The sequence below is a fragment of the Pseudomonas sp. LBUM1645 genome (assembly GCF_059716185.1).
In genome coordinates this window covers 2,230,894-2,250,881 of the sequence record NZ_CP166811.1, presented here as the reverse complement: position 1 = coordinate 2,250,881, position 19,988 = coordinate 2,230,894, and the positions used below count along the sequence as shown (strand labels likewise).

Annotated in this window: 24 protein-coding genes; 10 read left to right on the top strand and 14 right to left on the bottom strand. The window is 58.9% G+C overall.

The genetic code is table 11. The features are described 5' to 3' along the window. Window positions 1-131 precede the first annotated feature (131 nt). Both ACA079_RS09980 and ACA079_RS09975 read left to right on the top strand, forming a co-directional pair. On the top strand, window positions 132-551 hold the full coding sequence (locus tag ACA079_RS09980) for an organic hydroperoxide resistance protein (RefSeq protein WP_497703339.1): 420 nt from the start codon (window positions 132-134) through the stop codon (window positions 549-551). Between the two features lie 33 nt (window positions 552-584). Continuing rightward, a complete protein-coding gene (locus tag ACA079_RS09975; protein ID WP_497703338.1) occupies window positions 585-1,598 on the top strand; it encodes an alpha/beta hydrolase in 1,014 nt (337 codons plus the stop codon). Window positions 1,599-1,760: 162 nt separating this feature from the next. On the opposite strand, the gene ACA079_RS09970 is transcribed toward ACA079_RS09975, so the two are convergent. Then, complete coding sequence (locus ACA079_RS09970) at window positions 1,761-2,330, bottom strand: elongation factor P (protein ID WP_007943632.1); 570 nt, start codon at window positions 2,328-2,330, stop codon at window positions 1,761-1,763. A 48-nt stretch (window positions 2,331-2,378) separates the two neighbouring features. Beyond that, window positions 2,379-3,536, bottom strand: coding sequence for an elongation factor P maturation arginine rhamnosyltransferase EarP (gene earP, locus ACA079_RS09965; RefSeq protein ID WP_497703337.1), 1,158 nt, complete (start codon window positions 3,534-3,536; stop codon window positions 2,379-2,381). A 125-nt stretch (window positions 3,537-3,661) separates the two neighbouring features. Between earP and ACA079_RS09960 the strand changes: the two genes are divergently transcribed. Further along, window positions 3,662-4,069, top strand: coding sequence for a hypothetical protein (locus ACA079_RS09960; protein ID WP_497703336.1), 408 nt, complete (start codon window positions 3,662-3,664; stop codon window positions 4,067-4,069). 14 nt (window positions 4,070-4,083) lie between these two features. Further along, on the top strand, window positions 4,084-4,566 hold the full coding sequence (locus ACA079_RS09955) for a GreA/GreB family elongation factor (protein ID WP_056740335.1): 483 nt from the start codon (window positions 4,084-4,086) through the stop codon (window positions 4,564-4,566). A 9-nt stretch (window positions 4,567-4,575) separates the two neighbouring features. Here the strand turns inward: ACA079_RS09955 and cysB are convergent, their stop codons facing one another. The 5 genes from cysB to ACA079_RS09930 all read right to left on the bottom strand — a co-directional run bounded on the left by cysB (window position 4,576) and on the right by ACA079_RS09930 (window position 8,531). Further along, window positions 4,576-5,550 carry an HTH-type transcriptional regulator CysB gene (cysB, locus tag ACA079_RS09950; protein ID WP_008148549.1) on the bottom strand — a complete coding sequence of 325 codons (975 nt, stop codon included), beginning with the start codon at window positions 5,548-5,550 and terminating at the stop codon, window positions 4,576-4,578. A 112-nt stretch (window positions 5,551-5,662) separates the two neighbouring features. Further along, window positions 5,663-6,166 (bottom strand): universal stress protein, encoded by a 504-nt coding sequence (locus ACA079_RS09945; protein ID WP_462042068.1) that lies wholly within the window; start codon window positions 6,164-6,166, stop codon window positions 5,663-5,665. A 94-nt stretch (window positions 6,167-6,260) separates the two neighbouring features. After that, window positions 6,261-7,166 (bottom strand): 5'-nucleotidase, encoded by a 906-nt coding sequence (locus tag ACA079_RS09940; protein ID WP_008148545.1) that lies wholly within the window; start codon window positions 7,164-7,166, stop codon window positions 6,261-6,263. Window positions 7,167-7,191: 25 nt separating this feature from the next. Then, window positions 7,192-8,148, bottom strand: coding sequence for a putative 2-dehydropantoate 2-reductase (locus ACA079_RS09935; protein WP_497703335.1), 957 nt, complete (start codon window positions 8,146-8,148; stop codon window positions 7,192-7,194). Continuing rightward, complete coding sequence (locus tag ACA079_RS09930) at window positions 8,145-8,531, bottom strand: thioredoxin family protein (RefSeq protein ID WP_497703334.1); 387 nt, start codon at window positions 8,529-8,531, stop codon at window positions 8,145-8,147. Before ACA079_RS09930 ends, ACA079_RS09935 begins: the two co-directional genes overlap by 4 nt. Here ACA079_RS09930 and ACA079_RS09925 point away from each other — a divergent pair. Beyond that, window positions 8,530-8,973: a PilZ domain-containing protein gene (locus ACA079_RS09925; RefSeq protein WP_497703333.1), complete on the top strand. Its 444-nt coding sequence runs from the start codon at window positions 8,530-8,532 to the stop codon at window positions 8,971-8,973. The genes ACA079_RS09930 and ACA079_RS09925 overlap by 2 nt on opposite strands. Before the next feature lie 182 nt (window positions 8,974-9,155). Further along, window positions 9,156-10,232 carry a 3-deoxy-7-phosphoheptulonate synthase gene (locus tag ACA079_RS09920; RefSeq protein ID WP_497703332.1) on the top strand — a complete coding sequence of 359 codons (1,077 nt, stop codon included), beginning with the start codon at window positions 9,156-9,158 and terminating at the stop codon, window positions 10,230-10,232. A 70-nt stretch (window positions 10,233-10,302) separates the two neighbouring features. On the opposite strand, the gene ACA079_RS09915 is transcribed toward ACA079_RS09920, so the two are convergent. Further along, window positions 10,303-10,590, bottom strand: a complete 288-nt coding sequence (locus ACA079_RS09915; RefSeq protein WP_008057026.1) for a GNAT family N-acetyltransferase — start codon at window positions 10,588-10,590, stop codon at window positions 10,303-10,305. 641 nt (window positions 10,591-11,231) lie between these two features. Here ACA079_RS09915 and oprI point away from each other — a divergent pair. Then, on the top strand, window positions 11,232-11,483 hold the full coding sequence (gene oprI / locus ACA079_RS09910) for an outer membrane lipoprotei OprI (RefSeq protein WP_002553018.1): 252 nt from the start codon (window positions 11,232-11,234) through the stop codon (window positions 11,481-11,483). Between the two features lie 124 nt (window positions 11,484-11,607). Here oprI and ACA079_RS09905 read toward each other — a convergent pair whose 3' ends face one another. The 3 genes from ACA079_RS09905 to ACA079_RS09895 form a co-directional block, all read right to left on the bottom strand. Next, window positions 11,608-12,579: a L,D-transpeptidase family protein gene (locus ACA079_RS09905; RefSeq protein WP_497703331.1), complete on the bottom strand. Its 972-nt coding sequence runs from the start codon at window positions 12,577-12,579 to the stop codon at window positions 11,608-11,610. A gap of 102 nt (window positions 12,580-12,681) precedes the next feature. Further along, complete coding sequence (locus ACA079_RS09900; RefSeq protein WP_003226812.1) at window positions 12,682-12,975, bottom strand: hypothetical protein; 294 nt, start codon at window positions 12,973-12,975, stop codon at window positions 12,682-12,684. Window positions 12,976-13,031: 56 nt separating this feature from the next. After that, window positions 13,032-13,637: an arylesterase gene (locus ACA079_RS09895; protein ID WP_309674568.1), complete on the bottom strand. Its 606-nt coding sequence runs from the start codon at window positions 13,635-13,637 to the stop codon at window positions 13,032-13,034. Window positions 13,638-13,647: 10 nt separating this feature from the next. Between ACA079_RS09895 and ACA079_RS09890 the strand changes: the two genes are divergently transcribed. Genes ACA079_RS09890 through greB form a run of 3 tightly spaced genes read left to right on the top strand, consistent with a single transcriptional unit; the run spans window position 13,648 to window position 17,367 of the window. Next, entirely contained in the window at window positions 13,648-14,331 is a 684-nt protein-coding gene (locus ACA079_RS09890; RefSeq protein ID WP_033057202.1) for an ABC transporter ATP-binding protein, read from the top strand. Beyond that, window positions 14,331-16,835, top strand: a complete 2,505-nt coding sequence (locus tag ACA079_RS09885; RefSeq protein ID WP_497703330.1) for an ABC transporter permease — start codon at window positions 14,331-14,333, stop codon at window positions 16,833-16,835. Before ACA079_RS09890 ends, ACA079_RS09885 begins: the two co-directional genes overlap by 1 nt. A gap of 34 nt (window positions 16,836-16,869) precedes the next feature. Further along, window positions 16,870-17,367, top strand: a complete 498-nt coding sequence (greB, locus tag ACA079_RS09880) for a transcription elongation factor GreB (protein WP_033057207.1) — start codon at window positions 16,870-16,872, stop codon at window positions 17,365-17,367. Between the two features lie 18 nt (window positions 17,368-17,385). On the opposite strand, the gene ACA079_RS09875 is transcribed toward greB, so the two are convergent. From ACA079_RS09875 to ACA079_RS09865, 3 genes are all read right to left on the bottom strand, one after another. Further along, window positions 17,386-17,694 (bottom strand): hypothetical protein, encoded by a 309-nt coding sequence (locus tag ACA079_RS09875; RefSeq protein WP_046056997.1) that lies wholly within the window; start codon window positions 17,692-17,694, stop codon window positions 17,386-17,388. A 247-nt stretch (window positions 17,695-17,941) separates the two neighbouring features. Further along, window positions 17,942-18,376 (bottom strand): DoxX family protein, encoded by a 435-nt coding sequence (locus ACA079_RS09870; RefSeq protein ID WP_095128917.1) that lies wholly within the window; start codon window positions 18,374-18,376, stop codon window positions 17,942-17,944. A gap of 103 nt (window positions 18,377-18,479) precedes the next feature. Then, a complete protein-coding gene (locus ACA079_RS09865; protein WP_497703329.1) occupies window positions 18,480-19,901 on the bottom strand; it encodes an MltF family protein in 1,422 nt (473 codons plus the stop codon). Window positions 19,902-19,988 lie beyond the last annotated feature (87 nt).

Sequence of the window (19,988 nt, the reverse complement as noted above, 5' to 3'; positions counted from 1 at the left end):
CCTCTCCCAAGCCAAAACTTTTTTCAAAATTTATCTTGCGCACTAAATATCAGAGCGCTACATTTTGCTCGCACTTACTTAGCGTGCAAATATTTAGCGCAAAACACCCAAACCCGAACGAGGCTCACACCATGCAAACTCTCTACACCGCTATCGCAACTTCCACCGGTGGCCGTGACGGTCGTGCGGTTTCCAGCGACAACATCCTCGACGTCAAACTCGCCACACCCAAAGAACTCGGTGGTGCCGGCGGTGCAGCGACCAACCCTGAGCAACTGTTCGCAGCCGGTTACTCCGCCTGCTTCATCGGCGCGCTGAAATTCGTTGCCAGCCAGACCAAACGCAAAATCCCGGACGACGCTTCGATCACCGCCCATGTCGGCATCGGCCAGATCCCTGGCGGTTTCGGCCTGGACATCGACCTGCACATCAGCTTGCCAGGTCTTGAACAAGCCGATGCACAAAGCCTGGTCGATGCTGCACACCAGGTCTGCCCGTACTCCAATGCAACCCGTGGCAACGTCGATGTGCGCCTGCACGTTAACGTCTAACCGCTAATTCCAAGGCCCGAACAGGAAACGAACATGAACACCTTCAGCAAAGTCTTGACCGGTACCCTTCTCGCCCTGTCCATCCACAGCGCGTTCGCAGGTGATGGTGTTGAACACAATACCCAGGCGTTCCTCGACGTTCTGAACGCCGGCACCGGCAAACCGATGGAACAACTCACCCCTAAAGATGCCCGTGCCGTGCTGGTCGGCGCGCAGGCCGGGGTGAAACTGACGCTGCCAAAAGCCGATGTCAGCGAGAAGACCATTCAAGTCGACGACCAACCGCTCAAGCTGACCATCGTCCGGCCGGCCGGGGTCAAAGGTGAGTTGCCAGTGTTCATGTTCTTCCACGGCGGTGGCTGGGTGCTGGGGGATTTCCCGACCCACGAACGCCTGGTTCGGGACTTGGTTAGCGGTTCGGGGGCGGTGGCGGTGTTCGTCAATTACACGCCTTCGCCGGAAGCGCATTACCCGGTGGCGATCAACCAGGCTTACGCCGCAACCAAATGGGTGGCCGAGCACGGTAAAGAGATCAACGTTGATGGCAAACGTCTGGCCGTGGCCGGTAACAGCGTCGGCGGCAACATGGCGGCAGTGGTTGCGCTGATGGCCAAAGACAAGGGCACGCCGGCGATCAAGTTCCAGGTGCTGCTGTGGCCGGTGACTGACGCCAGCTTCGAAACGGCGTCCTACAACCAGTTTGCCGAGGGGCACTTCCTCACCAAAAACATGATGAAGTGGTTCTGGGACAACTACACCACCGACGCCAAACAGCGTAACGAGATCTACGCCTCGCCGCTGCGGGCGACCACTGCACAACTCAAAGGCCTGCCACCTGCCCTGGTGCAGACCGCCGGCGCCGACGTGTTGCGCGACGAGGGCGAAGCCTACGCCCGCAAACTCGACGAGGCTGGGGTGCCGGTCACCTCCGTGCGCTACAACGGCTTGATCCACGACTACGGGTTACTCAACGTGGTGAGCCAGGTGCCAGCGGTGCGCTCGGCAATGTTGCAGGCGTCCGAAGAACTCAAGCAACACCTGAAATAAAGCAAGAGATCGCAGCCTCGTTTCACTCGACAGCTCCTACATGGGTTTTGTATTCCCCTGTAGGAGCTGTCGAGTGAAACGAGGCTGCGATCTTTTGATCTTGATCTCGGCCACAAAAAAGCCCGACTCAATGGTCGGGCTTTTTAATTCCTGAAGCAGTGCTTATTTAGCACGGCCTTTGTAGGAACCGCCTTCGCGGGTATCGATCTCGATCATGTCGCCGATTTCGATGAAGTCAGCAACCGACAGCTCGGTACCGTTCTTCAGTTTGGCAGGCTTCATCACCTTGCCGGAAGTGTCGCCGCGAGCGGAACCTTCGGTGTAGTCAACCTGACGCACGATGGTGGTCGGCAGTTCTACGGAAACCAGACGCTCTTCGAAGAAGATCGCTTCGCAAACATCGGTCATGCCTTCTTCAACGAAAGGCAGAACGGCTTCGATGTCTTCAGCGTTGAGCTCGTACATGGTGTAGTCGGTGGTGTCCATGAACGTGTAGGTGTCGCCGCTGATGAAGGACAGGGTCGCTTCTTTGCGGTCGAGGATTACGTCGTCCAGCTTGTCGTCGGCGCTGTAAACGATCTCGGTCTTGTAACCGGTCAGCAGGTTTTTCAGCTTGGTCTTCATGATCGCGCTGTTACGACCAGACTTGGTGAATTCAGCTTTCTGAACCAGCCAAGGATCGTTTTCGAGACGGATCACGGTACCGGGTTTCAGTTCTTTACCAGTTTTCATTGCGAATATCCGAATTTGGATGGGATTTACAAAAATCTAGGCCGCGTATCATATCCAATTTACATAAAACTGTACCAGCGCCGCGGCAAGATCTGCCTGCAAAGCCTGTTCCAGACACCACGCTTCGGCGTGTTTTTGCAGTTCTGGCCAGTGTTTTCGGGTCGATTGCCAGTGCCCGGTCATATTGTCACCTGCATTCCACGCCCGCCAAAGACCGCTGATCGCCTCGCGGGCAGGCTCCGACAGGCCTTTGGTGTACAGAGCGAGGAAGGCGTCGAGCTTGTCCAGGTGGATATCTTCGTCCTGCCGATAGATGTGCCAGAGCAGCGGCCGGCCCGCCCATTGGGCGCGGACAAAGGAATCTTCACCGCGCACGGCATTGAAATCACAGCACCAGAGCAGGTGATCGTATTGATCCTGTCGGACGAACGGCAGCACTTGCACGGTCAATTCACCGCGCACATGCACCGCGCCGGCCACCAGACCGTCGACACCGAGCCAACGTTCGACATCCCCAAGAATCCGACCTTCGGGCACAAGCAGATGAGTGGGCGTCGAGTCGGCAGCCATCGCATCGAGCCAGCTGGCCAGCCCGTTATTTTCGTAGGCAAACAGCGAGATCAACTGCGCACCTTGCGCGCGATCAATCCCTAAACCTTGCAGGAATTCTTTCTGAGCCTCGGGGTTTTGCTGAAACTGCTGACGACGCTCAAGCAATCCGCTTTCACGCAGCAAGCCACCGGTGCCCTTCTGAAACCCCGGAAAGAAGAAGAATTTTTGTACGCTCTTGTATTTCACCGACGGCAAGCCGTGGCAGCCGACGATCCAGTCCTCGGCACTCAGATAGTCGAGATTCATCCACAGCGGCGGTTTTTCCCGCTCGGCCATGGCCTCCATGTAAGCACTCGGCAATTGGCAGGCGAACGCGGCGATCACTACATCAGCGGCTTCAGTCGGCTGCCAGTCGGCCGTCCACTGACGCACTTCGACGCCCTGCTGCCATTGCTGTGAGGCGTTGATGTCAATGTCCGGGCACAAGCGCTCGAAGGCCCGCAGATCATCGACCCACAGACGCACCGTCACCGAATGTTCGGCCACCAGTTGTCGGGCCAGACGCCAGGTCACGCCGATGTCGCCAAAGTTGTCGACTACCGTGCAGAAAATATCCCAGCGCCAGCAGTTTTTTACTTGAGGCATTTCAGGCATTCCAGGCTCCCGTTGGCAAAGGCGCCGATTGTCCTCATAAATTACCCCGTGCAGAAGAGCCGACGGCGATTAATCTTCATGCGACAATCCCCCACTTGCCCGCGACCACCCGCCAGGAGGCAGCCATGCCCTACCGTCCCAACCCGCGCCGCCCGTTGCCGATCCAGCTCAACGCCTTGCAACTGACCGGCAGCATTGCCTTGGGTATGTGGCTGGGGTTTATCGCGATCGCGCTGACGTGCTGGCTTGCCTCCCGACTGTTGTTCAGTGAGCAGCTGGCGCCCGTAGCAGCAGCGGTCGAGCAACTGGCCAAACCACCGATGGTGCAACCGGTGCCGGACATTCCGCCGCAGAGCCCGTTGTTCGAACAGTACGAAGAGAACCTGCGCAAGAACGAGCAGCAGCAAAGACTTGATCAGGCGCGCAGCAACAACCGCAATTTATCGAACCCCAAATGCCAGTTCTGGTTGCAACAGGACCAGACTGCACCGAGCGAAAAAAGCCGCGCCAACGTCCAGCAATTCTGCGATTGATCAAGAAGCTCTCTATGCACAAGCCGACCGTCCACCAACTGATTCTCGACAAGCTGCGGATCGACCTCGACATCGCCGAGCGTGCCGCACAAACCGCTTATGAAACCGCGACCCACGAAGAAAACATCGCCGAGAACAAGTACGACACGCTCGGTCTGGAGGCGTCTTATCTGGCAGCCGGGCAGGCCAAACGGGTGGAGGAAATCAGGCAGTCACTGACGCTTTGCCAGAACCTGACACTGCGCCCTTATGACGATCAGCGAGGCATCGAAGTCGGCGCCCTGCTCGGTCTGGAAGATGAAAAGGGTCGTGAGCAATGGTTGTTTCTGGCCCCCGACGCGGCGGGCTTGAAGGTCGACCTGGTGGGGCAATGGATTACCGTCATCACCCCTCGCTCACCGCTGGGCAAGAGTCTGCTGGGCAAGTTCGAAGGGGACGAGGTGGAGATTCTGGTGGCGGGTGCTCGGCAACAGTTTTCTGTCACCGAGGTGGTATAGAAAGGGAGATTAATGCACCGGCAGTTCGACGCCGTCGAACAGCTCTTCCAGTTCCTGCTTGTTGTGGCACTGAATGGCCTTGGCCATGACTTCGCGGGTCAGGTGCGGGGCGAACTTCTCGATGAAGTCGCACATGAAGCCACGCAGGAACGTGCCGCGACGGAAACCGATTTTAGTAATGCTGGATTCGAACAAGTCGCTGGCATCAAGCATGACCAGGTCGCTATCGAGTTTGGCATCGACCGCCATTTTCGCCACGATGCCCACGCCCAGACCCAGACGAACGTAAGTCTTGATCACGTCGGCGTCGGCAGCGGTGAACACCACTTTCGGTGTCAGGCCGCGATGGCTGAACGCTTCGTCGAGTTTCGAACGGCCGGTGAAACCGAACACGTACGTCACGATTGGGTATTCGGCCAGGGCTTCCAGGGTCAGCTTCGACAGCTTGGTCAGCGGGTGGCCCTGAGGCACGACCACGCAGCGGTTCCAGCGATAGCACGGCATCATCACCAGATCACCGAACAGCTCCAGCGCTTCGGTGGCAATGGCGAAATCGACGGTGCCGTCAGCGGCCATTTCGGCGATCTGCATCGGCGAACCCTGGTGCATGTGCAGGGCAACGTCCGGGTATTGCTTGATGAAATTGCTGATCACCGGTGGCAACGCATAACGCGCCTGGGTGTGCGTCGTGGCGATCGACAGGGTGCCTTTCTTCTCGTTGGAGAATTCCTGGGCAATCTGCTTGATGCTTTCAACCTTGCGCAGGATCTCGCCGGCGGTGGTGATAATTCGCTCGCCGGCCGGGGTGACGCGGGTCAGGTGCTTGCCGCTGCGAGCGAAAACCTCAACCCCCAATTCGTCTTCCAGCAGACGGATCTGCTTACTGATGCCCGGTTGCGACGTGTAAAGGCTTTGGGCTGTAGCGGAAACGTTGAGGTCGTGGTGCGCCACTTCCCAGATGTAGCGCAATTGTTGAAGCTTCATATGAATCCCTCAAAGCAGGTAGACGCCACGGGCATCAGCGACGGTATATAACTATATTAATGGTTTGAAGAATAAATCTAGAACTTTTTATCAGATTGCCACTATTCGTGTTCTAGCGATCACCTTGGCGACGACGTTCCACCAGCGGCACCAGATACACCGGTACCCGAGACAGTTGCAGCACCCGCGCCGCAGTCCGGCCCAAAGGTGTTTCCGCGCCAGCACCATGGCTATGACTACCTACGATCAACAAATCCACGGAGAGTTTCTGCGCCTGGTCGAGAATCACCTGCGACGGGTCGCCCTGAAGCACCCGCACCGCTTTAATTCGTTCCAGGTCCTGCTCCCCTTCGCCCCCCAGTTCTTCACGAAAGCTGTCGAGTACCCGCTGCTCGATATTGGCAATCACCGTATTCAGGCCCTGACTGTGAAACTCGTTCAATGCTTGCTCATCGAGGTAACTCTGAAGCACCGATTCGGCGAACAGCCCCATCGGTTCAACGGCGTGCACCACGTAGAGATCGGCATTGAATGTGCGCGCCAGCGCCAAGGCATGCTGCATCACCAAAGGTGCGTACAGGCCGAGGTCAGTGGCATACAGCATCGAATGAATCATATGACCTCCTTGAGTGCCAACATGGCGGAGATTGATTCAGCTTAGCAGTGCCTTGGCGAGTACGACGTTTCGCGTAACGCGTTGAACGGTGGGCTTAAACCTTTTGCTCGTTGCTTATGCCGTGCGGCACGTGGCCGGTGGCGACGACCTCGCGGGCCAACTCGCAATGACCGGCCTGATCGTCGAAAAACACGTCGGCGGCAAAGGCTTCAAGAAACGCCGACTTGGTCAGGCCGCCGAGAAACAGCGACTCGTCCAGACGAATGTCCCATTCGCGCAAGGTACGGATCACCCGCTCATGGGCGGGCGCCGATCGCGCGGTCACCAGCGCGGTGCGGATCGGACAGGCGTCTTCCGGAAACTCGCGCTGCAACAGATTGAGGGCGGCGAGGAAGCCTTTGAACGGCCCACCGCGCAAAGGCTCGCGGGCAGCTTCACGCTCGCTGGCCTGAAACGCTTCCAGACCACCGGACTGATAGACGCGCTCCGATTCGTCGGAAAACAGCACCGCGTCACCATCGAAGGCAATGCGCAATTCATCACTGGCCGCACGGCTGGCGCCACCCGACAGAATGGTCGCTGCGGCGAACCCGGCATCCAGTGCACTGCGCACGTCCTCGGCATGCGTCGAGAGAAACAGATCGCAGCCAAACGCCTTGAGGTAAGGATAAGGACTGCGCCCGCCGACAAACGCCGCGCGGGAAATCGCCAGGCCATAGTGGTGGATCGAATTGAAAACCCGCAGGCCGGTGTCGGCACTGTTGCGCGACACCAGGATCACCTCGACCCGGGCGCGGCCAAGGCTGGTGTTCAAGTTGAGGAGTTTTTGTACCAACGGAAATGCATCACCGGGCTCGAGGATTTCGTCTTCGTGTTCGATCTGATATTGCCGATAGGCTTCGACGCCGCTCGACAGATAGACCTTGTGGCTTTCGCTCAGGTCGAACAGCGCACGCGAAGAAATCGCCAGCACCAGTTTGTCGTCGATAGTCTTTGCCATGCCCTTCCCCCTCAGGATGATCGACTCAAGTGTTTCGTCGATCGATAAAACTCAAACTGCGATACAAGGCTTCGATTCGCGGCAACTCGCACCCTGCGGCCTTGGCTGCCGCCAGTGGCCGGGCGTAAATCGCATCCAGCTCAAGCGGTCGTTTGTGCAGAAAATCGTGGTACATGCTCGGCCAGTAGTCCGGCATTTTCTCGGTCACCATGAACAGATGATCGGCATAGCCCGCCGGTACGTCGTGACCACAGGCGATTGCTCCCTGAACCACTTCCGCCATCAGAGCCTTGATCAGTTCCCGACTGTCGGCATCGGCCATCAACGGCGTGGTGCTTGCCCCGAGCAAAACCGACAAACCGTTGTAAGGGATATTCCAGACCAGTTTTTGCCAGCGCGCCTGATGCAGGTTCGGCATGGCCTGAGAGTCGATGCCGGCGGCGCGGAACAGAGCGGCGCCCTTCTCGACAATCGCCATGCGCGCCTGCTCATCGACTGCAGGGCCGCTGTGATAGCCAACATTCACCGCACCGAGCGCCTGATGGGTGATGACGCCCGGTCCGTCGCGATGGACGCAGATATAGCAGAGCCCACCGAGCACGTGCAGCGAATCGGGGAGCAACGCTCGCAGACTGTCTTCAACGTCCAGGCCATTTTGCATCAGCAGCACTTTCGCATCGGGGGCGGCGGCTTGAATGATCGTCGGTGCCAGCTGCGCGTTACTGGTGGTTTTCGCGCCCACCAGCAACCAGTCACAGGGCGGCATATCTTCGGCACTCGAATACGCCTGAACCGGATTCAACGTCAGCGCGCCGTGCGCCGCACTGTCGAGCTGCAACCCGCGCTCGGCCACCGCTGAGAACTCACTGCGCAACAGAAAATGCACATCGAAACCGGCACGCGCCAGCATCAACCCGTAGAAACCGCCGATCGCGCCGGTTCCGATAATACCGATTGTCGGTTTGATCACTGCCCCCATCATGGCAACTCCTCTGCAATTCGACTCAACGCCTGACCCACGGCTGCATTGAGCTCGGTGCCGGTCAGGCGCGATTTTAGTGCCCCGAAAAATTCACCGTCGCGCACCAGAAACAGCGCCGGCAAATAAAAAACCTGATAACGCTCGACCACCCCGCCATTGTTCCCGGCATCGATCCAGCACAGTCGATCGACTTCCAGATCGAGTCGTGGCAACTGTTCGCGGGCAAAACGGCAACTGGCGCAGCCGACGCTGGTAAAAATGACCAGCGACACACCGCTCATCGCCAGCAGCCGTTGGTCGGCGTCGAAATCAGTCAGTTCCAATTCGACCACTATACTGGGTGGAACAATGTCAGATGGCCGACACATGGAGTCCGTGTTCATGGGACGTTTTATTCCTCACCCTGACGATGTGCCCGTCGAATTAACGTTGCTCAAACCTGAGTGTATTTCACGGCAACAGCTGCACACTATCAGCCTCGGGGGCATGGCTTGCAATTATCACCGGGCGTGGCGCCACGGTACGGCGCTGGAAATACGCATGCCGACCTTGAACCCCGACCTTCGTTTTCTGGGCTATGTAGCCTGGTGCCTGCGACGAAAGCGCGGCTATCTGGTAGGCATTGCCTTTGTTGACGAACAGATGATGTTCAGTGCCCGGATGGGTGAGCAGGTGTGCCAGATCGAACGTTACTGCCGCCTGCATGACGCGCATGACGGCCTGCAGGAAACTCAGGCCCTGGCCCTCGAATGGGTCCAGGAGCATGCCGACGAGTTCTCCCACGAGACGGTTCGCAGGGCATTTGCACAGGTTGTGCTGGATTAGGAGGGGCATCTTCAATGGGTTTCCCCGCGGAAACTAATTGAGAATGCCCCTTAAACCGGTGTCTGCCCATTGTCGAGCCACGGTGTAACGCGCTAAGGTTCTGCTCCCCGACGCGCTTAATTTGCTGTGCTCCGCCGCGCGGGTTCGCTGGCGGCCGGCACCCGTGACCTGACGAGTAAACGATGGCTGATTTACCGATCAACGACCTAAACGTCGCCTCCAACGAGACGCTGATCACTCCCGATCAGCTCAAGCGTGATATCCCTCTGAGCGACGCTGCCCTGCGCACCGTCACCAAGGGTCGCGAAGTCATTCGCAACATTCTTGATGGCACCGACCACCGCCTGTTTGTTGTCATCGGGCCTTGCTCGATCCACGACATCAAGGCTGCCCACGAATACGCCGAGCGCCTGAAGGCGCTTGCGGCCGAAGTGTCCGATACCCTGTATCTGGTCATGCGCGTGTATTTCGAGAAGCCACGCACCACCGTCGGCTGGAAAGGTTTGATCAACGATCCGTACCTGGACGACTCCTTCAAGATTCAGGACGGTCTGCACATCGGTCGCAAATTGCTGCTGGACCTGGCCGAAATGGGCCTGCCGACCGCAACTGAAGCCCTCGACCCGATCTCCCCGCAGTACCTGCAGGACCTGATCAGCTGGTCGGCCATCGGTGCGCGCACGACCGAATCCCAGACTCACCGTGAAATGGCCTCCGGCCTGTCCTCGGCAGTCGGCTTCAAGAACGGCACCGACGGCGGCCTGACGGTCGCTATCAACGCCTTGCAATCGGTTTCCAGCCCTCACCGTTTCCTGGGTATCAACCAGGAAGGTGGCGTGTCGATCGTCACCACCAAGGGCAATGCCTACGGTCACGTGGTACTGCGCGGTGGCAACGGCAAGCCGAACTACGATTCGGTCAGCGTCGCGCTCTGCGAGCAAGCGCTGAACAAAGCGAAGATCAAGCCGAACATCATGGTCGATTGCAGCCACGCCAACTCCAACAAGGACCCGGCCCTGCAACCGCTGGTGATGGAGAACGTCGCCAACCAGATCCTCGAAGGCAACCAGTCGATCATCGGCCTGATGGTCGAAAGTCACTTGAACTGGGGCTGCCAGTCGATCCCGAAAGACCTCGCCGACCTGCAATACGGCGTGTCGATCACCGATGCCTGCATCGACTGGACCGCCACCGAAAACACCTTGCGCAGCATGCATGCCAAGCTCAAGGACGTGCTGCCGAAACGCGATCGCAGCTGATCACTTTTCGCCGCACAAAAAAACGCCGGGCTTAACCCGGCGTTTTTTTTGTGTTCGATTCTTTGAAAGGTTACTGGCTCAGCTTGGCTGCATGCCGCTGGTGGCGCTCCATGTAGCGTTCCACGTAGGAACACGATGGAATGACGGTGTAACCCATTTCTTCAGCGTACTCCAACGCCTTCTCGGTCAAGGCTGCCGCAATGCCGCGACCACGCAGTGCGTTGGGCACAAAGGTGCGATAGATATCCAGGGTCTGTTTCCCCAGATCCATATAGGTCAGGTAGGCACGATGACCGTCCACATTGGTCTCGAACTGATGACCAGCCTGGTCATGGTGGATGGACAACGCCTCGCTCATCACTACTCCTCGCGGGTCTGAAATTTCTGACCCCTACCTTACCGATGTTTTTCCGGCGAAGGAACATCTACGCCACCCCGTGCCTGAATGGACACCGAGAAGAACTGCACCCATCTCGCGCAACCGAGCACGTATCAAATAGTAGGCACCTTTAGGCAGAAATGCTCAAGGTACGCTCGTCATCACGCTGGGGGCGGGGGTGCTGCTCCGGGTTACGCAGAGACGGCTCGACCAAGATATCTGAAGGTCGACAGCCTGAACATTGCCGGATGTTGAGACTTAAGACGAGCGCCCTTTGTTAAAGTCACCTGAACATGGAGAAAGATATGAGAGGCGCCACGCAAAATCCGAACAAAAGTGTGGACGAATCCATCTAGACAGACTTTAGCCAAGACTCGGAAAAGAGCTGTGAGCGCTCGGAACTTTTCTTCGGCGGCTCGCTCAGCGCGGGCCTCCCAGCTGGATATTTTTTAAACAATGCAGTTAAAAGTTGCTCGAAAAAGAATCAACGCCTACAATTTTTTTGGCTTCTTGCTTTACGTCAGTTTACTTACGACAAGTAATGGGTAGTATGTACGCCGGCTATTTCCTCAATCTGAGGAGACAGCTAACTTAATAGAAAGTCCTTGAAGGGGAACACGATGAACAACGTTCTGAAATTCTCTGCTCTGGCTCTGGCCGCAGTTCTGGCTACCGGTTGCAGCAGCGTATCGAAAGAAACCGAAGCACGTCTGACCGCTACTGAAGACGCAGCAGCTCGCTCCCAGGCTCGTGCAGACGAAGCTTACCGTAAAGCTGATGAAGCTCTGGCTGCTGCTCAAAAAGCACAACAGACTGCTGACGAAGCTAACGAGCGTGCTCTGCGCATGCTGGACAAAGCTAGCCGCAAGTAATAATCCTTCGGGATTGTTATCAAGCCGACCCATTTTTTGGGTCGGCTTTTTTATTGCCCGCTATTTCGTACAGGCAATAAAAAACCCGCCGATGCGGTCAGCATCGGCGGGTTCCTTTCAAGCATTACTGCAACGGGTCGATCGGCGCATTCGTCACCATCGCCGCAGCGGAATTCGGCACTCCGATTTCCACCGGCAGACCATCTTCGGCGGCAACCACGTCGCGGACCACATCCCAGTTCATGCGCAGGTTGTTGGTGATGTCCTCACGCTTGAGCATCGCGTTGATCACCGCGGTGTGTTTGTCGACCACAGAAGGGTTGCCCTTGTCGTCCAGCGGCGTGTGCGCTTCCAGATACACCTTGCCGCCACTGACACCGAACTTGTACGGGTCGCTGATAATGCGCACCGACGTGCCTACCGGCACCATGCTCGCCATTTCCAGCACGTTGTTGTTGAACATGCGGAAGCAACCGTGGCTGGTGCGCATGCCGATGCCGAACTTCTTGTTCGAACCGTGGATCAGGTAGCCCGGCGTGCCCAGCGTGAACTTGAACGGCCCCAGCGGGTTGTCCGGGCCGGCCGGCACCACGTTCGGCAATGGATCGCCATCGGCGGCGTGCTCGGCCTTGATCGACGCTGGAGGGGTCCAGGTCGGGTTCGGCGTCTTGGCGGTGATGCTGGTATGGGCAATCGGCGAGCCCCAGCCTTCACGGCCGATACCCAGCGGGAAGGTGTACACCACGTTCCGGCCTTTCGGGAAGTAATAGAGGCGGTACTCGGCCAGGTTGATGACGATACCTTCACGCGGGCCCGGCGGCAGGATGAAACGCGTCGGCAGCACCACTTCGGTGCCAGCGCCCGGCAGCCATGGATCGACGCCAGGGTTGGCCGCGACCATTTCCGAATAGCCCAGATCGTAGGTGGTGCCAAGGTCGGCGAAGGTATCTTCGTACTTGGCCTTGATCACCTGGACCTGACCGATGATGTCTTCACCGGGCGGTGGCAGGGGCAGCTCCAATGCTGCTACGGGACCCGCCACACAGAGGGCGGCGAGAGACAGGTAGCGGGTGACGGCAGGAAAGCGCGGCAACATCCGGAAAATCCTTCGCATGATCGACAAGGGTATAAAAACGGGATTGTACACCGGCATCTGGAAAATCGGGGAGTTGACCGATAGCAAGCAATCTATCGGGTTCTAAAGCTCGAAACGCAGTTCCGGCCAGATCGGCGATGTGCCGCGTTTTTGCGATTCCAGAATGGCCCGGCATAGAGAACACAGGCGCTGGTCCTGGAACACACGGCGATCGACGCTCGACCAGCGCGGTTGTGCTGGCAACAGGCTGCCGCACAAGGTCCGGTCCGCCGAGCCGCCCAACTCCAGTTGACGGGTCACCAGATGTACCCGCACTTCCTGGCAGGCGAACAGATCCAGCTGTTCGTCAGGCTCGATCAGTTGGTAGGCAAAAAGTGACCAGGCAGGACGCGGCATCGGGGGCTCCAAATCGGGGGCGCCACCTTAGCCGAAACACCGCCGCTAGAAAAGCGTCAAAGCAGCGGTTTCAGTGTAGGCCAGACATTTTCCAGCAACTTGTCCTGAGCCCCGGCAGCCGGGTGCAAGCCGTCAGCTTGCATCAAGTCGGGATGACCGCCCACGCCGTCGAGAAAAAACGGCACCAGCGGGATCTTTTTCTCTTCGGCCAGCGTGCTGTAGACCTTCGCGAAGGCCTCGGTATAACGAACACCGTAGTTGGGTGGCAATTGCATGCCGAGCAGCAGCACCTTGGCGCCACTCGCGCGGGAGCTGTCGATCATTGCTGCAAGGTTTTGTTGCAATTGCGTTGGCAGCAATCCGCGCAGGCCATCGTTGCCGCCCAACTCGAGGATTACCAACTCAGGCTTATGCTCTGCAAGCAGCGCAGGCAGGCGCGCCTGGCCTCCGGCGCTGGTGTCACCACTGATGGACGCATTGACCACCTTATCGTCGAAACCTTCGCGCTTGAGCCGTTGCTCGAGCAATGACACCCACCCCAACCGGGTATCCAGCCCGAAACCCGCGCTGATACTATCGCCAACGATCAGGACTGTACCCGCCGCTGCGTTCTGGGCCATGCACATCAAGGCCAGGCCAGCACTCAAAAACCACACACGCATCGGATTCTCCATGGGCGCAAGCATTCTCACCGCGAAGAACCTCAGCAAAGTGGTTCCCAGCGCGGAAGGTGAACTGACTATCCTGCACGAACTCAGCCTGGAACTGAACAAGGGCGACAGCCTGGCCATCGTTGGCGCCTCCGGTTCCGGCAAGTCCACCCTCCTCGGCTTGCTCGCGGGCCTCGACCTGCCGAGCAGCGGCGATGTCACCCTCGCCGGGCAAGCCCTGAGCAATCTCGATGAAGACCAGCGCGCCCGCATCCGCGCCGAGCACGTCGGTTTTGTGTTTCAGTCCTTTCAGCTGCTCGACAGTCTCAATGCCTTGGAGAACGTCATGTTGCCGCTGGAGCTCGATGGCCGCAAAGACGCCCGTGAACGCGCCACCGAGCTGCTGCAACGGGTTGGCCTGGGCCAGCGGCTGACCCATTCGCCACGCCAGCTTTCGGGTGGCGAGCAGCAACGCGTGGCGATTGCCCGTGCGTTTGCCGCCGAACCCGATGTGCTGTTCGCCGACGAACCCACCGGCAACCTCGACAGCCACACCGGCGAGCGCATCAGCGATTTGCTGTTCGAACTCAACCAGGAACGCGGCACAACCCTGGTGCTGGTAACCCACGACGAACGCCTGGCACATCGCTGCCGACGCCTGATCCGCCTTGAAGCCGGCCTGCTGGTCGCCCCTCTGGAGCCTTGATGGCACGCCTGCCGCTGTTGCGCCTGTTCAGTCTTGCCATCCGCCAACTGCTGCGCGACGCCCGCGCCGGTGAGTTGCGCGTGTTGTTCTTTGCCTTGCTGGTGGCCGTGGCGGCGAGTACCGCCATTGGTTACTTTGGCGCCCGCCTGAACGGCGCCATGATGCTGCGCGCCACCGAGTTTCTCGGTGCCGACCTGTTGCTGGAAGGCAGCTCTCCGGCACGGCCCGAACAGATCAGAAGCGGCATGGAGCTGGGCCTCGAACACGCTCAAGTGGTGGAGTTTTCCAGCGTCATCGCCACTGACAATGGCATTCAGTTGTCCAGCATCAAGGCTGCCGACGACGTCTACCCACTGCGCGGTGAACTGAAAAGTGCCCCAGCGCCCTTCGCTCCGGAAGAACCCGGTGGCGGACCGAAACCCGGTGAAGCCTGGGTCGAAGCGCGACTGTTGACTGCGCTGGACCTGAAGATCGGCGACAGCATCGACGTTGGCATGCGAACCCTCAAACTGGCGCGAGTGCTGACCTACGAACCGGACCGCGCCGGCAATTTCTACAGCCTGACGCCGCGTGTGCTGATCAACCTCAGCGACCTCGCCGCGACCGGCGTGGTGCAACCCGGTAGCCGGGTCAGTTACCGCGAACTCTGGCGTGGTAAAGCCGAGGCGCTGGAAACCTATCGTCAATTGATCAAACCCGGCCTGGCCGCCAACCAGCGTTTGCAGGATGCCCGCGATGGCAACCGACAGATCGGCGGTGCCTTGGGCAAGGCCGAGCGTTACTTGAACATGGCCAGTCTGGTGGCGGTTCTGTTGTCGGGTGTAGCGGTGGCGCTGTCGGCGACGCGCTTCGCCACCCGCCGATTCGATGCCAGTGCATTGCTGCGTTGCCTGGGGCTGTCCCGGCGGGAAACCATGGTGCTGTTCAGTTTGCAGCTGACGGTGCTCGGTCTGCTCGCCAGTATCAGCGGTGCCCTCATCGGCTGGTTCGCACAACTGGGACTGTTCGCGCTGCTGCATGATTTATTACCGACCGACGTTCCACCGGGCGGTCTTTTTCCTGCCATCGCCGGGATCGGCACCGGGTTGGTCGCGCTGGCCGGTTTTGCCTTGCCGCCACTGGCGGCACTGGGCCGGGTTCCGCCATTGCGGGTACTGCGTCGGGACATGCTGCCGATTCCCTCCAGCACCTGGATGGTCTACGGCGCGGCATTGGGCGCTCTCGGGCTGATCATGTGGCGTCTGAGCCTGGACCTGGTATTGACCTTCGCCCTGCTCGGTGGCGGTGTGATCGCGGCATTGGTGCTTGGAGGCTTGCTGTTGCTGCTTCTGAAGAGTCTGCGCCGAATGCTGGCGCGCGCCTCTTTGCCATGGCGCCTCGGACTGGGCCAATTGCTGCGTCATCCGCTGGCGGCAGCCGGACAATCCCTGGCGTTCGGTTTGATTCTGCTGTCCATGGCGCTGATCGCATTGCTGCGCGGCGAGTTGCTGGACACCTGGCAGAACCAGCTTCCGAAAAACGCGCCCAACTATTTCGCACTGAACATTCTGCCGGCGGACAAACAGGCGTTCATCGATCGCCTGATCAAACTGTCGGCGCAATCGGCGCCGCTGTACCCGGTGGTACCTGGACGGCTGATCAGCGTCAACGGCGAGCCGGTACAGGAAATCGTCAGCAAGGATTCGGCCGGTGATCGAGCGATCCAGCGTGACCTGAGCCTGACCTGGGCGGCGGATTTGCCGGCGGGCAACAAACTCACGGCGGGCAACTGGTGGGCCGAACAGACGCCGGACGAAATTCCCGGCGTATCGGTAGAAGGCAAAGTCGCCGAAAGCCTGAAGCTCAAGCTCGGCGATCACATGGTGTTTACCGTGGGCGGCGTCAATCGCGAAGCAAAAGTCACCAGCCTGCGGGAGATCAACTGGGACAACTTCCAGCCTAACTTCTTCATGATCTTCCAGCCCGGCACACTGAAGGATCTGCCTGCGACCTACCTGACCAGTTTTTATCTGGGGGCCGGTCATGATCAGCAGATCGTGGATCTGTCCCGGGCGTTTCCGGCGGTGACCATCTTGCAAGTCGAAGCCTTGCTCGAACAGCTGCGCAGCATCCTCGCCCAAGTCACCCTGGCGGTGGAATACGTGCTGTTGTTCGTGTTGGCGGCGGGGATGGCGGTGTTGTTTTCAGGCTTGCAGGCGACGCTCGATGAACGCATTCGCCAAGGCGCCTTGTTGCGAGCGCTGGGGGCCGAGCGGCAATTGTTGGTCAAGGCCCGGCGGATCGAGTTCGGTTTGCTGGGGGCGGTCAGCGGATTGTTGGCAGCGCTGGGTTCGGAACTGGTGAGTCTGGTGCTCTACCGCTACGCCTTCGACCTCCCGTGGCACCCGCATCCGTGGTTGCTGGTATTGCCACTGATCGGCGCGGTGCTGATCGGGGGTGCTGGCGTGTTCGGCACACGTCGCGCGTTGAACGCCAGCCCCCTGACAGTCTTGCGCGAGGGTTGATAGACTCAAGCTCTCTCTACCACAAGAAGTTGCCATGAGCCGTTATCGCCCTCCCCGCACCGCTGGCACCGCGCTGATCACCCCCGAAGGTGAAGCGCGGATGCGGGCCGAGTTTCATGAGCTCTGGCATGTTCGGCGGCCGCAGGTGACACAGTCAGTCAGCGAGGCCGCGGCACAGGGCGATCGCTCGGAAAACGCCGAATACACCTACGGCAAAAAGATGCTGCGCGAGATCGACAGTCGCGTGCGCTTTCTCACCAAGCGGCTGGAAGCGCTCAAAGTCGTCAGCGAAAAACCGAGCGATCCGAACAAAGTCTATTTTGGCGCCTGGGTCACGATTGAAGACGAGGACGGCAAAGAGTCGCGCTACCGTATCGTCGGGCCGGATGAACTGGATTTGAAACTGGGCCTGATCAGCATCGATTCGCCGTTGGCGCGCGCCCTGATCGGCAAGGCGCTGGACGCCGAGGTTCGGGTCCAGACACCAACCGGTGAGCAGTGCGTGTATATCGTCGCGATCGAATATCTTTGAACCGCAGCGTTCGAAGCCTCAACGGCGAGTAATCAGCCCCTGTCGGGCAACGCGAGTCAATTGCTTGATCACTTCGGGGGCGTCCTCGAGGCTGGGCGATTGAATCACCGCCAGATCGAAACTGTCGCTGGCAAATCGAGCCAGCGATTCACCCTCTTCGACAAACTGGATCAGGAAGGCCGCAGGCCCACCGGTGCGACGTGGCCAGCCATCGAGATAACGCAAGAGTGTCGGCTGATGTTTGCCGCCAAGCAGGATTTTTGGATTGCGCTGGGTCAGGTGTGCCGTGATCGGCGCGGGGCGTATAACGGGGCTTAGTGCATTCATTGTGTCGTGTCTCGGCCTCAAAAGTCTGCATGGCAGGTGAGAGGCAACACCGAACCAGCGCTTTAGCGGTATTTCGAAGCCTGTTTCAAGCTTCTATCGGCAACTGAATGAGTCACCTGGCGCCCCGCAAGTAGCTGTTTAAATCGGCGCATGGGCAGCATCCTAGAGAAGCTGACCGGACAGTGTCAAGAATGACGAGTACAAAAAAGGCCCGCGCAATGCGGGCCTTTTCATTGAGCCAGAGCGGTCAGCCAGCGATAGCGCGGTCCGCCGAGAGCTTGCCGGCGCCTTCGATCAGCACCGCGATGCTGCCACCGAGCAGTGCCAGGGCGAATTCATAACCGTTGTTGGCCATGAACAGACCGTTAGGGAGGTGCACCGAGAAGATTGCCACCAGCGAAAGGAAGGTCAGGCCCAGGGCTGCCGGGCGAACCAGCAGGCCGATGATCAAGGCCAGACCGGCAAAGAACTCAGTACCACCGGCCAGCGTCGCCATCAGGTAACCCGGCGCCAGGCCGATGCTTTCCATGTACTGCGCGGTGCCCGCCAGGCCGTAACCACCGAACGCCCCGAAAAGCTTCTGCGAGCCGTGGGCAGCGAAGATGATGCCGACGAAGATCCGCAAGACAGTCAGGCCGTAGCCAGCGCGGGTAAACAGTACCTTGTTGATCAGTGTGCTCATGCTGTGTCATCCGTAGTCAGTGTGTGTTGGTTGGCCGCTATATTAATCAGTAAATATCATGTTAAAAGCGCAATTAATGCGCCATAACAATCAGTTTATTCGATTATTTGCGTGAGGCAACTTTCTGCCCCTGGGGCTCCAACGACTCCCGCTCCCGATCGAACGCCAGGTAATACTTGTTCACGCTATTAACATAGCTGACGGCACCCATTCCCACCTGCTCCATGGCGATGCGTTCGACCTGGAAGAACCACTGATTGGGATTCAAACCGCGCCGACGAGCCTCGGCGCGCATGCCCTGAACCCGCTCCGGCCCCATGTTGTAGGCCGCCAGCACGAACGCCATGCGCTCGCGCTCGTTGAGTTTGGGGCTGGCAAAGAACTTGCGACGAATCATCGCCAGGTATTTGGCCCCGGCCTGCACATTGGCGTCGAGATTCTGAATGTTGTTGACCCCCACCCGCTGGGCGGCAGACGGGGTGATCTGCATCAGACCGGTAGGGCCGCTGCCACTGCGGGCATTGGGTTGCAAGGCCGACTCCTTGAACGCCAGGGCCGCAAGGTTCAACCAGTCCATGCCTTGGGCTTCGGCGTGTTTCTGCAGCACCGGTCGAAGTTTCTCGAGGCGCTGCCGATCAGCCTTGGCCAATGGATAGTGCACTTGATACAGGCGTCGATAGATCCGCAGGAACGCCGCATCCTGATCCGATGGTTTTTTGTAACCGGTCAAGAAGCGATCAATGCTCGCCCGCAACATTGAGGCGTCGCGGCGCACGAACCAGAATTCTTCGCCCGGTTCACTGATGAGCACCTGCCGATCGAAACGCAATTTGGGCAGAATCTTGCCCCAGCGCTCGGCAATGGGTTGTTCGACGATCGTCAGGTGAAAGATTCCGCCCTGGACCATCTCCAGCACATCCTCGACCGCCAGACTGGGATCAACCCACTCGATGATCACCGGTGGCAGCTTGAGCAACGCGAGCTTTTGATTGATCTGACTGACCGCGTCCCCGGCGGCACTGCCGGTGGGCAACGCCAGGGTTTTGCCGGAGAGTTGTTCGAGACGGGTGTAACGTCGCTCGCCTTTGATCCCGACCAATATCAACGGGATGTTGCTGGCAATCGGTTCAGTGGTGCTGACCGCGTGGCCCGGTTGCAGGTCGAGCAGTTCCCCCGGCGCGACCAGATCACCCTCGCCGCGCTGCAAAGCGCCGATCAGTTGATCCTTGCCCTTGGGAATGATCTTGAGGGTAATTTCCTGACCGTCACGGGCGTGACCGTTGAGGTATTGCTCGAAGGCACGCAAGCGGTGGTATTCAACACCGATGGCCTGGCCCTGGACTTCGCCGGAGCTGTTGCGGCTCTGGTTGACCAACACGCGCAGCACGCGACTGCTGCGGATTTCCGCCAAGTCGCGCGCTTTGGTCGAAGGCACGGCTTGCAGCGGCCCGGCCAGACGCGCAACCGCCGGCATCGGCAGCAGCAACGAACAACACAGCAGTAGCAAAACCGAGGGACGTATCATCCACTCTCCAGAAAGAATACTGGGCCGATTTCAAGAATTTTCATGAAATCGAACGACAGAAACAGAGCGCCTTGAGCGCTGGCAAAG

Bases quoted from the DNA above. Each gene is read 5' to 3' on its own strand.
- ACA079_RS09900 (WP_003226812.1), bottom strand. From the start codon at position 12,975: ATGCCGCGTCCTGCCTGGTCACTTTTTGCCTACCAACTGATCGAGCCT.
- ACA079_RS09905 (WP_497703331.1), bottom strand. From the start codon at position 12,579: ATGTTGCCGCGCTTTCCTGCCGTCACCCGCTACCTGTCTCTCGCCGCC.
- ACA079_RS09895 (WP_309674568.1), bottom strand. From the start codon at position 13,637: ATGCGTGTGTGGTTTTTGAGTGCTGGCCTGGCCTTGATGTGCATGGCC.
- ACA079_RS09930 (WP_497703334.1), bottom strand. From the start codon at position 8,531: ATGAACACGGACTCCATGTGTCGGCCATCTGACATTGTTCCACCCAGT.
- ACA079_RS09865 (WP_497703329.1), bottom strand. From the start codon at position 19,901: ATGATACGTCCCTCGGTTTTGCTACTGCTGTGTTGTTCGTTGCTGCTG.
- ACA079_RS09870 (WP_095128917.1), bottom strand. From the start codon at position 18,376: ATGAGCACACTGATCAACAAGGTACTGTTTACCCGCGCTGGCTACGGC.
- ACA079_RS09945 (WP_462042068.1), bottom strand. From the start codon at position 6,166: ATGATTCATTCGATGCTGTATGCCACTGACCTCGGCCTGTACGCACCT.
- ACA079_RS09885 (WP_497703330.1), top strand. From the start codon at position 14,331: ATGGCACGCCTGCCGCTGTTGCGCCTGTTCAGTCTTGCCATCCGCCAA.
- ACA079_RS09925 (WP_497703333.1), top strand. From the start codon at position 8,530: ATGGGACGTTTTATTCCTCACCCTGACGATGTGCCCGTCGAATTAACG.
- ACA079_RS09890 (WP_033057202.1), top strand. From the start codon at position 13,648: ATGGGCGCAAGCATTCTCACCGCGAAGAACCTCAGCAAAGTGGTTCCC.
- greB (WP_033057207.1), top strand. From the start codon at position 16,870: ATGAGCCGTTATCGCCCTCCCCGCACCGCTGGCACCGCGCTGATCACC.
- ACA079_RS09975 (WP_497703338.1), top strand. From the start codon at position 585: ATGAACACCTTCAGCAAAGTCTTGACCGGTACCCTTCTCGCCCTGTCC.
- ACA079_RS09935 (WP_497703335.1), bottom strand. From the start codon at position 8,148: ATGATGGGGGCAGTGATCAAACCGACAATCGGTATTATCGGAACCGGC.
- ACA079_RS09955 (WP_056740335.1), top strand. From the start codon at position 4,084: ATGCACAAGCCGACCGTCCACCAACTGATTCTCGACAAGCTGCGGATC.
- ACA079_RS09980 (WP_497703339.1), top strand. From the start codon at position 132: ATGCAAACTCTCTACACCGCTATCGCAACTTCCACCGGTGGCCGTGAC.
- ACA079_RS09875 (WP_046056997.1), bottom strand. From the start codon at position 17,694: ATGAATGCACTAAGCCCCGTTATACGCCCCGCGCCGATCACGGCACAC.
- earP (WP_497703337.1), bottom strand. From the start codon at position 3,536: ATGCCTGAAATGCCTCAAGTAAAAAACTGCTGGCGCTGGGATATTTTC.
- oprI (WP_002553018.1), top strand. From the start codon at position 11,232: ATGAACAACGTTCTGAAATTCTCTGCTCTGGCTCTGGCCGCAGTTCTG.
- cysB (WP_008148549.1), bottom strand. From the start codon at position 5,550: ATGAAGCTTCAACAATTGCGCTACATCTGGGAAGTGGCGCACCACGAC.
- ACA079_RS09940 (WP_008148545.1), bottom strand. From the start codon at position 7,166: ATGGCAAAGACTATCGACGACAAACTGGTGCTGGCGATTTCTTCGCGT.
- ACA079_RS09915 (WP_008057026.1), bottom strand. From the start codon at position 10,590: ATGAGCGAGGCGTTGTCCATCCACCATGACCAGGCTGGTCATCAGTTC.
- ACA079_RS09970 (WP_007943632.1), bottom strand. From the start codon at position 2,330: ATGAAAACTGGTAAAGAACTGAAACCCGGTACCGTGATCCGTCTCGAA.
- ACA079_RS09920 (WP_497703332.1), top strand. From the start codon at position 9,156: ATGGCTGATTTACCGATCAACGACCTAAACGTCGCCTCCAACGAGACG.
- ACA079_RS09960 (WP_497703336.1), top strand. From the start codon at position 3,662: ATGCCCTACCGTCCCAACCCGCGCCGCCCGTTGCCGATCCAGCTCAAC.